General features: G+C 46.6%; 2 protein-coding genes and 1 pseudogene. 1 reads left to right on the forward strand and 2 read right to left on the reverse strand.

Translation table 11 applies throughout. The features are described 5' to 3' along the window. Positions 1-471: 471 nt before the first annotated feature. Positions 472-1,326 (forward strand): HEAT repeat domain-containing protein, encoded by an 855-nt coding sequence (locus tag RMO84_RS08595; protein WP_310488060.1) that lies wholly within the window; start codon positions 472-474, stop codon positions 1,324-1,326. 82 nt (positions 1,327-1,408) lie between these two features. Here the strand turns inward: RMO84_RS08595 and RMO84_RS08600 are convergent, their stop codons facing one another. Further along, entirely contained in the window at positions 1,409-2,224 is an 816-nt protein-coding gene (locus RMO84_RS08600; protein WP_310488061.1) for an SDR family oxidoreductase, read from the reverse strand. Between the two features lie 105 nt (positions 2,225-2,329). Beyond that, positions 2,330-2,541: pseudogene (locus tag RMO84_RS08605) on the reverse strand (nicotinate-nucleotide diphosphorylase (carboxylating)); the annotation flags it as partial.

A 2,541-nucleotide genomic window follows, 5' to 3' on the forward strand; every position in this document is an offset into this window, starting at 1 on the left:
GATCCTGGTAATAATCCAATTAAAATCTCATCATTATCATTAATTACTTCAGACTCGAATTGAGATTCGATTATCTCTAAGTAAATTGCTGAGGAAATTTAGAGCACAACAAAAGTTAGCTGAAAATATTAATTCCAGTCAATCGTGGCTGGCTAAAATGGAAGCTAGCGATCCGTCAGTGTCGATCGATCTACTCATCAAATCGCTCTTATCACTCGGTGCTACACGTGAAGATATTGCCACAGCGATATCGGGAAAGTAACAAAGATCTGTAGGGGCGGGTTGATGCTAAAAATTGTTGTTGGAACGATAACTAACGTACAAACCCGCCCTCACCCACGATCGACATTTCGATCGCACAAAGTACTAGCAGCGATCGAAAGACATATTCATAGCTGGCAATCTCAAGTTAAATTGTAAATTAATCAGATATCGATGCAGACCGATCGGGCTGTGCCAGGAGAGCAGTAATTGGATAATTTAGATAATCTCGCCAAAAAGTTAGAGATCGGACTCGATTCAAGATCTACAGCCGAATTAATTCAGCTCGCACTATCGGCACCAGAAGAAGATGACGATTACTCGAACGAGCGTTGGCATTTTGTGGGCTTGCTCCAACGTCGCGGCGATCGAGAGGTACTCGATCGAGCGTTAGGATTGACAGAGAGTATATCGATCGAGGAAAGATCCTTGGGTATCGATATTTTGGGACAGTTGGGCATTCCAGAACGAACTTTTCCTGACGAATGCGTTATGAAATTAATTGAATTATTGAATCGGGAGTTCGATCCACTCATCCTTCGAGACATTTGTATTGCCCTGGGGCATCTCAACGATCCGCGATCGATCGAGCCGCAACTAAAATTCTGTTTCCACCCCGATTGGGAGGTGCGCTATGGGGTGGTAAGTGGCTTGAGTGGCAAAGAGGACGAGCGGGCTATTTCCGGTTTGATTAAATTATCAGCAGATGTATGCCCACATATCCGCGATTGGGCGACTTTTGGCTTAGGGACGTTAATCGAGGTGGATACACCAGCAATTCGCGACGCTTTATACCAAAGGTTTCTGTTAGAAGATAGTCAGGATGAAGAAACTGCCGAAATTTATGACGAGGCATTAGCAGGGCTGGCAAATCGCCAAGACGATCGAATCCTGCCTCGCCTGATAGCGCAACTGATGTCCGATGATGTTGGTAAATTAGCGATCCAGGCTGCTGAAGCAATGGCTGACGATCGCCTCTATCCCGCACTTTTGCACTTGCAAACTTGGTGGGAACCGACTTGTATTTATTTAGAAGATGCCCTGTTGGCTTGTAAGCCTCAATAAACCGACAACTGATTTTGGTGCGTTATCCTCCGGAGTAACACACCCTACGGTATGACGATCGCATCAAATTAGAATTGAGATCTTAACCTTCAATCCCCTTGCGCATCAAACCGATAAACCACGCATCTGGGAGCAATTTCCGCAAGCCAAGGATAAAGCTCGCATTACCGCCAGCGGGATAGCGCAATTTCCAAGTGCCGTCGGTAGCAGCTTGATAGATGGCTTGAGCAGTGACTTCTGGCGGCGAACCATTTGCACCAGCTTCATTCATCTTGGGCAAAGTTCGATCGATATAATCATCGTAGGCAGTCAATCCGGCTTTTTTGGCAACGTTAATCGATCGACTGTAGAAATCCGTTTTAATAGCTCCAGGTTCGATAATTTTGACCTTGATATTAAACTGGCGTAGCTCATATTGTAATGATTCTGAAAAGCCGTCTACCGCCCATTTAGTGGCATGGTAGGGACTATAAATCGGGAATGTTACGCGTCCGCCGATCGAGGCAACATTGACCACAATACCCTGCTGCCGCTGCCGAAAATGCGGCAAGATCGCCCGCGTCACTTCCATCAGTCCAAACACATTTGTCTCAAATTGACCGCGAATATCGGCCATCTCGCAGGCTTCAAAGGCACCGATCAAGGCGTAACCAGCATTATTGATAATGACATCGATCGCCCCAAACTGCGCGATCGCCCGATCGATTGCCGCATGAATCGTCTCTACCTTGGTGACATCCAGCGGCAAGCACAATACATTCGGGAGATTGGTAAGTTCGGGCGACTTTTCGGGAGCACGCATGGTGGCGACGACATTCCAGCCTTGCTGTTGAAATAGTTGGGCTGTCGCTCTGCCAATCCCAGTGGATGCGCCAGTAATTAAGACAGTTTTGCTCATTGGCGATGATTCGATCGGTGCAGATCTATTGTAAATAATCCCGGTAATTTAAATCGGGTGGCACAACTATTCAGCCTGAATCCGCATACTTAGATCCAGCCAATGCTATCGGGTAATTGGCGCGCTAGTAGAAATGTAATCCACGCCAGTTTCCGCAACTTGGCGAATCGTAGTTAGAGTAATGTTTCCCGATGCTTCGATTTTGATGCGAGGATTGGCAGCTCTAATAATGGCGACTGCCTGACGCATCAAATCTGGGGGCATATTATCGAGCATGATAATATCCGCGCTACAGTCGATCGCTTCTTTGACTTGGA

The organism is Chamaesiphon sp. VAR_69_metabat_338, assembly GCF_031423935.1.
Taxonomy (GTDB): domain Bacteria; phylum Cyanobacteriota; class Cyanobacteriia; order Cyanobacteriales; family Chamaesiphonaceae; genus Chamaesiphon.